Here is a 6,137-nt window from a genome sequence, read left to right on the forward strand (position 1 = left end):
GGCGCAAATCGAACTCAAAACGGCGGGTCATCCGTAAGCGGAATCGGCGGCGCCATCTCGCCTGCGGGCATGCGGAGAATTTCCGCGATCGTGTAGCGGGCGTGCACGATGAACGCTCGGCCGACATGCACACCGGCGGCGGCATCGATCAGGCGGTACTCGTAGCTGTGCTCGTCGCTGGCGAAGTCCACCAGCTGCAGCGTCAGACCGAGGGCGCGCAGCGACTTTGTGAGATCGGCGTGCACGGCCTCAAACGACTCGAATCCGCCTTTGTCGTAGAACGGCGGCCAACTGTGGACCGGCCTCGTAGCGGCGGCCCACCATCCGACCTCCTCCTCCGTCGCGCTGTACTCGTGCTCGTGCATCACGCGCGCCCTCGGTGAGCGGAATGATGCGATCTGGCCGGAAACCTGCCCCAGGTGTGGTGAGGTATCCGAACACCGGTGACGGCACGTAGGGCCCGAGTGGACATCTCGTGCCAGCTCGCGTGGCGGGCTGGTTGTGGCTCGTCGAATTCGACGTCGGACAGGTCGACGGCGTCGGCGACGGTGCGGATTGCGTGGGCGGCCGAGATCGGCTCGCGCTCGGTGCTGGCGTATAGGCCGTCGAGCGGTCCGAACATCGGCCCGCGCATATCGATCGGCGGATCGATGCGCACCGCGTGGGCGGCGTCCCAGTCGATATGGGGGCTCTGTCGCGGCACGATGATCGGGTAGGCGCGTTCGAGCCCTTCGGCGACCAGGCCGTAGGCGGCGGCGCTGACTTCACGGGTGCACAGTGCGGCGTGAATGCCGTAGACGACGGGCCCGGAGTCGTCGTTGCCACTGCCCAGGGCCTCGTAGTCACCTACGGCCTCGCGCACGGCGGGTTCGGTCGGGCCGTCGGTCCAGGTCACCATGACCCAATGCCGCCACTGCCCGCGGCCGCTGCGCACGGCGAAGGACACTCCCGGCCATCGTCGGTCAAGCTCCTGGCGGATGCGGGCCGCGACCTCCTCGGCGGACAGCACCCGCACCGGTGCCACGGTCATCGTTCGCCTCCGGCGACAACGGCGAGCACCGGTGCGGCGGCGTCGGCGATCTTGCGGCGGTAGCCGTCTACGTTGCGGCAAGGGTCGATCATTTCCGCGTCGTCGACCAGGCGCCGGGCGTGCTCGAAGTCTGCGGACTTGAACGCGCGCCCGGCGGCCGTGATCAGACGTTGCCATTTCTCGGCGCGCAGCTGCGCGCCGCGCTCGCGGTCGGCCTTGCTGCGGGTGAGCAATTCCGGGTGCCGGTTCAGGTGCTCGACTACAGCGGCCGCAACCTGGGACAAACCATGCGCGGAGACAAGGGTCCGCAAGTGGCCTTCGGCGACGTAGCGGGCGGCGTCGTCGGCACCGAACGCGAACGGTCCGCCGTAGTACTGGGCGGCATAGTCGGCGGCCGCGTACTCGATCAGCTTGCGTTCGACGGGGGTGAATTCGGCAGGCATGACAGTCCTCTCAACACTATGGTCACATACCACTATGACGACATAGCGCTATGCTTTGGGCGGAGGTCACCGTGGTGACCGTGACGGGGGATGGATTCGGGCGCGGACGGCGGTGGTCAGTCCTCGGCGGCCGCCCGGCGTTTGTCGGCGATCTGCTGATGCGTGACCACGCGCACCGCTCCGGCGGTCACCGGCGGCCATTCGTTGCCGTTGTTCTTCTCGCGCTCGAGCTTGTCGACGGCCTCGATGATGACGCTTTTGAGGAAGTCGGAGAAGCTGCCGGAATTGTCCTGCAGCCAACCATTCTGGTACGCGGCGCGCACCCGGCTGGCCTCCTCGGGCGTCATGTACGCCCCGATTCGCCCCTTGTTCACCGAGGGCTTTTTGTCCTCGGCCTGCTTCTGTGTCGGCATACCTGCCGCCTTTCCCGTTCGCCCGTAGTGCTGTGGGGCCATAGTACGGGGCAGGGGGAGCGACGGCGGGTGCGCCGGCGGTCGGGTCGCGGCCGGTGCGGGCGTGGTGGCGGACATGGGTTCGACTCCTTCGAAGTGGTGGCGGCGGATCGGGAGGGCCCGCGGGGGAGCGTCGTTGCTCCTCCGCGGCGGGATCGTCGGGTCGGCTATTACGATGCGGCGACGGTGAGGGCGGCGCCGCGCCGACCGCCGGTGTCGAAGCTTCCCGAACGGTACCGTAGCGCTATGTTTTCATAGTACTACGGTACCGTTGTTCGATCAAGGATGTTCAGATTCCGGAGACGTCGGCGCTGGCGACGCGCCAAATCCGTGCCGACACGGTAACGGTCCTCGGCGTGCGGTCCGGGCCGAATACCCACGCCTCGGTGTCGGCGCGCTGGCCGGTGTCGACCAGGGCCGCGATCATCGGCGCGGACAGGCCGCCGGAGTGCTGGGGGATTCCGTCGTCGGCCAAGTAGAACCGCCCGCTCTCGTGGGCGAGCTGGAATCCGCCGCCGAACAGTCGCCCGATCCGATGGGGGCCGTCCGGGGTCTGGAGCAGGTCGCCGACGGTAGGGCCGGTCAGCTCGGCGTGACGGGCGATGCGGATCAGTACGGGCACATCGCTTTTGGTTCCGGCGTTGCGGGTGACGGTGATGTGGGCGCGACTCATGGCGGGTAACCCTCCTCGTCGTGGTGGATTGCTCTCGATTGCTCGACTGCCGGCGGCCGGGGCGCTGTCGGCTCCTGTGGCCGGGGTGGTGGTGGCCGGTGCGGGCGGGGAAGTGGACACCCGCCAGCACCGGCGTTCGGGGTGCTACTCGGTCCGGTCGTGCACGCGCAGGACGTCGGGGCGGTAGCCCAGGTAGCGGTAGAGAGTCGAGCCGAAACGGCTGTCGCTGACCCCGGCGAAGTTGCCGCCGTGGCTCAGGCGGTAGAGGTGCGGCCGCTGCAGCTCGTTGTCGCGGATCTCGACCGGCACGAGAAACGCGTTCCGCTCGCCGCCGAAGTGGTCGAGAACCACGGCGACCACGGCCGGGGCATCCTCGCTCGGCGGCGTCAGCTGCCACTCCGGCAGGCGGGTCGGTTCGCCGCCGAATTCGAAGTCGCAGAGACCGACCAGGGTCACGCGCTGCGCGCGGGCGGTGATGCCGCCGTTGGTGCAGTCGCTCAGCGCGGTGTCCCGAAACACGTGCAGCGTCAATCCCTTTACCGGCTTCGCTGCGGTCGCGGTGGTGGTCATTTTCGGTTCCTCTCTCTCGATGTATCTCCATAGTACTATGTTGCCATAGTACTATTCAAGCGCGATAGCATGTGCGGTCGTTGCCGCCTTGGGTAGGGGACCGGCCGGGTAGCCACTACCTACCCGGCCGGAGCTCCTCCGCGGCGAAGGTCTGTGGTCAGTCGGCCCGGAGCTCGGGGATCTCGCGCCACCATCGATTCTCGGTGCCGCCCTGGATCATCCAGCGGCGGTTACGGCGGCACTGGCTGGCGATGAACCCGGAGATCGTGGGATCGGCGGCGGCGCGCTCGCACACCTGCGACCAATTCAGGATCAGGGCATCGGTGAAGTACAGGCGCCGGCCGGGCTCGACGCTGGGGAAGTCGCATTCGAGGCTGCGATCGATCAGCAGGCGCATTCCGAGGTCGCGGATCACGTCGCCGACCCGAAGAGTGTCGGTGGCAGCCGATTCGAGGCGGGGGATTGGGTGCGTGTTCTCCGTCATGGTTTCATAGTACTATGACACTATGGTGTTGCGCAAGCTGCGGGGACGAATTCGTACATGTGGCGGCGGGGCCGGGGAGTGACAGGGCTCTATCGCTCCCTCGGCTTGACCTGCGGTCACCACAGCGCCGTCTGCCCTCCGCATTCGGTCGGGTCGGGAGCGCTCCGCATCTGGTCCTGCAGGGCGTCCAGATCGACCGGCGCGCGGGTGGCGTCGTTCTCGCCCGCATGGGTGCCGTGCTTCGCCCTCTCGACGGCTTCGGCGTCCAGCTTTGCGAAGTAGCGGCGATTGCACGGGCCGTCCCACCGGCACACCACCGGGTAGTTGTGCAGCCCCTCGCTGCTACTGCCGTGTTCGCGCCAATACTCGCGGTCGCTGAGGAGCATGGGCACGTAATCACGCGTGCCTTTGCGGCCGCATCGCGAGCACCGAAAGCACCAGAAATCCGGGTCTCTCCAGCTGTTTTTTCCCCAGCCGGAACGCTTGCGCCCCGTCATCGGGCCGCGCTGGTGATGATTTCGGCGAGTCGGCGGCGATGCGCGCCGATTCCGGGCAATCCCTCGAGCGGGGCGTGCGCGTGCGGCCATACCCGCCGGACCAGGCGGGTATAGGCGGCTCCGGCAAGGACCGTGACAGGTCGACCGAGTAATCCGGCGGCGGCGGCCTGGTAGCACAGCCATTCGGCGGTGATCGCGCCCGTGTCGGTGATGCGGGTGTCGTAGGGCTCGATCACCTGCGCCAGCTCGACCAGGCCGTGACGGGCCGACAGGATGCGGATATCAGCGTCGTCGGCCAGGGCGCGGGCCGCGCGCAAGCACATCACTATGTAGCTGCCGGTGTACAGATCGGCGGCCGGGGCCGGCTGGGGCCCTTTGCGGGCTCCGCAGGAAACCAGAATCAGCGGCCGCGCGGCCGGAGTCGGGGTCGTCATGGTTGGGCGTCCTTCAGCGATTAGGTGAGGGTGCCGGGTAGCCACTACCTACCCGGCACCCTCACGGATCGGATGGGTTAGCGGTCCGCGGCGGCGGTGATGGTGAACACGGGTTCACCCTCGTCGCCGGGGCCGAGTTCGATCGCCAGCGCGAGCGGTTCGGACTCCTCCCGCCCCGGCTCGGTGATCCGCACGACGCTGAACGCGATCGGCCCGGAGTCCTGCCCGCGCCGGATCGCCGCGCGGACTCCGAACCTGGCCATGGTCAGCACGTCCCATGTGCGCCCGGTCTCGTCCTGCCACGGGTCCTCGTGCGGCCAGGCGATCGCCTCGGCCCAGGCGTGCGCCGCGACATGCACGGGGTGGCGGAATCCGGCTTCGCGGGCCAGGCCGCTGATGTCGTGGAGGACTCCGTCCTCGAGCGCCTGCGCGCGGGTGTAGGCGTGAATCGGCTCGCCGTAGATGGCGGTCAGCTCGTCGGCGTTCGTCCGCATGTTCTCTGTCATGAGTCCATAGTACTATGGACTCATGACACTATGCAACTCTAGAGCTGACCGGATCGGCCGGGATCGGATTCGGCGGTCTCGTAGACGGGCACGACGGCGGCGCGGTGGCCGAACGTGCGCCAATTGGCGACGGTGACGTAGGCGTGGGCCTGTGGGTCGCGGCAGGGGACACCGGTGCGGTACATGGGGTCGTAGGTGGGGTCGCAATCGATGCAGTTCCGGCCGAAGCGGTAGGTGTTGCCGCTCCCGTCCTCGTTCTGCGCGCGCCAGCCCACCAGAACGGGGGCGGGGTCTGCGGTCGCGGCGGCCTGTTCGGGCGCGGGTTCGGCCGGGTGCGCCTCGAGGTTGACCACCTCGGCGTCGGGCTGGTGATCGACCTCGGCAGCGGTGACCGCCTCGATATGCCCGGCGTCGTAGCTGTCGGCGTCGTCGGGGATTTCCGATACCGCGATTGCGAGCGCGGTAGGGGTGGCGGTCGCGGGGTCGAAACTGTCGGGCACGTTCACCACGGCGCTGTGATCGGAGATTTCGCGCCACCGGAAAATAACGGTCTTCATCGGAGGTCCTTTCTCGGTTTCCAGTTGCCAGCCCCGGGCACGGGCGCGCCGTGCCCGGGGCAAGTGACTGACTCCGGCCGGGGCCTGTCAGGCGTGATTCGGGCACTCGCACCCGACCCGCGGGCACGCCCCGGGATGGGCCCGGTACCGATGGGTTGCGGGGTGGCCGCACTCCTGGCACACCGGAGCCCGCTCGCCGGTGTCGGTGACCGACGTACGGCGCACCCGGTCGAGCCGGATCTCGGGGTAGTCGTAGTGACGCAGGGTCAGCCGTCCGTTGATGGAGTCGATGCCGACCACGACATATTCGCCATACTCGCTGGTCAACGAGCCGTGGTAGTCGACCACGGCGCCGACGCACAGCGGCGCCGGCTGCTGCTCGACCGGCGACCACCGCATCGCGTCCGGACCGTGTTCCCACGAGTCATCGGCGAGCGCGTCGTCGATGATCTCGATGATCCGGTCGGCAGCGGCGGCGTTGGTCATGGTGT

The 6,137-nt window shown here is 68.2% G+C and carries 12 protein-coding genes; all 12 read right to left on the bottom strand.

Annotated features, from left to right (window positions below):
• Positions 1–14 precede the first annotated feature (14 nt).
• Positions 15–365, bottom strand: coding sequence for a hypothetical protein (locus ON37_RS26710; protein WP_040723207.1), 351 nt, complete (start codon positions 363–365; stop codon positions 15–17).
• Entirely contained in the window at positions 365–1,030 is a 666-nt protein-coding gene (locus ON37_RS26715; RefSeq protein ID WP_040723209.1) for an LPD29 domain-containing protein, read from the bottom strand. Before ON37_RS26715 ends, ON37_RS26710 begins: the two co-directional genes overlap by 1 nt.
• Complete coding sequence (locus tag ON37_RS26720) at positions 1,027–1,473, bottom strand: hypothetical protein (protein ID WP_040723210.1); 447 nt, start codon at positions 1,471–1,473, stop codon at positions 1,027–1,029. Before ON37_RS26720 ends, ON37_RS26715 begins: the two co-directional genes overlap by 4 nt.
• Before the next feature lie 116 nt (positions 1,474–1,589).
• Positions 1,590–1,886: a ParB family protein gene (locus tag ON37_RS26725; RefSeq protein ID WP_040723211.1), complete on the bottom strand. Its 297-nt coding sequence runs from the start codon at positions 1,884–1,886 to the stop codon at positions 1,590–1,592.
• A gap of 328 nt (positions 1,887–2,214) precedes the next feature.
• On the bottom strand, positions 2,215–2,598 hold the full coding sequence (locus tag ON37_RS26730) for a hypothetical protein (protein ID WP_040723212.1): 384 nt from the start codon (positions 2,596–2,598) through the stop codon (positions 2,215–2,217).
• Positions 2,599–2,742: 144 nt separating this feature from the next.
• Positions 2,743–3,168 carry a DUF8317 domain-containing protein gene (locus ON37_RS26735; RefSeq protein WP_051032084.1) on the bottom strand — a complete coding sequence of 142 codons (426 nt, stop codon included), beginning with the start codon at positions 3,166–3,168 and terminating at the stop codon, positions 2,743–2,745.
• 157 nt (positions 3,169–3,325) lie between these two features.
• Positions 3,326–3,652: a hypothetical protein gene (locus tag ON37_RS26740; protein ID WP_157171602.1), complete on the bottom strand. Its 327-nt coding sequence runs from the start codon at positions 3,650–3,652 to the stop codon at positions 3,326–3,328.
• Between the two features lie 116 nt (positions 3,653–3,768).
• Positions 3,769–4,038, bottom strand: coding sequence for a hypothetical protein (locus tag ON37_RS26745; protein WP_040723216.1), 270 nt, complete (start codon positions 4,036–4,038; stop codon positions 3,769–3,771).
• A 107-nt stretch (positions 4,039–4,145) separates the two neighbouring features.
• Positions 4,146–4,583 carry a DUF6884 domain-containing protein gene (locus ON37_RS26750; protein ID WP_040723217.1) on the bottom strand — a complete coding sequence of 146 codons (438 nt, stop codon included), beginning with the start codon at positions 4,581–4,583 and terminating at the stop codon, positions 4,146–4,148.
• Between the two features lie 77 nt (positions 4,584–4,660).
• Complete coding sequence (locus tag ON37_RS26755; RefSeq protein ID WP_040723218.1) at positions 4,661–5,089, bottom strand: DUF6573 family protein; 429 nt, start codon at positions 5,087–5,089, stop codon at positions 4,661–4,663.
• 38 nt (positions 5,090–5,127) lie between these two features.
• Complete coding sequence (locus tag ON37_RS26760; RefSeq protein WP_040723219.1) at positions 5,128–5,646, bottom strand: hypothetical protein; 519 nt, start codon at positions 5,644–5,646, stop codon at positions 5,128–5,130.
• A gap of 87 nt (positions 5,647–5,733) precedes the next feature.
• Positions 5,734–6,137: hypothetical protein (locus ON37_RS26765; protein ID WP_157171603.1), on the bottom strand; the 404-nt coding region annotated here is incomplete at its 5' end.

This window comes from Nocardia veterana NBRC 100344 (assembly GCF_000308855.1).
GTDB lineage: Bacteria > Actinomycetota > Actinomycetes > Mycobacteriales > Mycobacteriaceae > Nocardia > Nocardia veterana.

Bases quoted from the DNA above. Each gene is read 5' to 3' on its own strand.
- ON37_RS26710 (WP_040723207.1), bottom strand. From the start codon at position 365: ATGCACGAGCACGAGTACAGCGCGACGGAGGAGGAGGTCGGATGGTGG.
- ON37_RS26715 (WP_040723209.1), bottom strand. From the start codon at position 1,030: ATGACCGTGGCACCGGTGCGGGTGCTGTCCGCCGAGGAGGTCGCGGCC.
- ON37_RS26720 (WP_040723210.1), bottom strand. From the start codon at position 1,473: ATGCCTGCCGAATTCACCCCCGTCGAACGCAAGCTGATCGAGTACGCG.
- ON37_RS26725 (WP_040723211.1), bottom strand. From the start codon at position 1,886: ATGCCGACACAGAAGCAGGCCGAGGACAAAAAGCCCTCGGTGAACAAG.
- ON37_RS26730 (WP_040723212.1), bottom strand. From the start codon at position 2,598: ATGAGTCGCGCCCACATCACCGTCACCCGCAACGCCGGAACCAAAAGC.
- ON37_RS26735 (WP_051032084.1), bottom strand. From the start codon at position 3,168: ATGACCACCACCGCGACCGCAGCGAAGCCGGTAAAGGGATTGACGCTG.
- ON37_RS26740 (WP_157171602.1), bottom strand. From the start codon at position 3,652: ATGACGGAGAACACGCACCCAATCCCCCGCCTCGAATCGGCTGCCACC.
- ON37_RS26745 (WP_040723216.1), bottom strand. From the start codon at position 4,038: ATGCTCCTCAGCGACCGCGAGTATTGGCGCGAACACGGCAGTAGCAGC.
- ON37_RS26750 (WP_040723217.1), bottom strand. From the start codon at position 4,583: ATGACGACCCCGACTCCGGCCGCGCGGCCGCTGATTCTGGTTTCCTGC.
- ON37_RS26755 (WP_040723218.1), bottom strand. From the start codon at position 5,089: ATGACAGAGAACATGCGGACGAACGCCGACGAGCTGACCGCCATCTAC.
- ON37_RS26760 (WP_040723219.1), bottom strand. From the start codon at position 5,646: ATGAAGACCGTTATTTTCCGGTGGCGCGAAATCTCCGATCACAGCGCC.